Here is a 274-nt window from a genome sequence, read left to right on the forward strand (position 1 = left end):
CGACTGTTTCCCGGCGGCGAATTGGCGGCGGCATCCACGCCTAGTTGTACCCGGCCGTCAGGTTGGTAGCAGTCGGCTGATGGGTGGTTTGCCTCCGAGTGCGCTGTGGTGTCGTTCATTGTTGTAGTGCTCGAGCCATGGAGGATGTGGCCGAGGGCGGCAACTCCCTCACGGCCCATGCTTCGGCCATCCTCAAGAAACAAGCCTGACCCCTTCACCCCGGTGCAGGCCGGCCGGGTGGAATAGCCGCCCCCGCAAGGACGTTGCACACCAT

General features: G+C 63.9%; 1 pseudogene. It reads right to left on the reverse strand.

What is annotated here, in order from left to right:
- Nucleotides 1–57: 57 nt before the first annotated feature.
- Nucleotides 58–141, reverse strand: a pseudogene (locus SB754_RS20210) (integrase core domain-containing protein); the annotation flags it as partial.
- Between the last annotated feature and the right edge of the window lie 133 nt (nt 142–274).

It is taken from the genome of Leifsonia sp. SIMBA_070, from assembly GCF_046534635.1.
GTDB lineage: Bacteria > Actinomycetota > Actinomycetes > Actinomycetales > Microbacteriaceae > Leifsonia.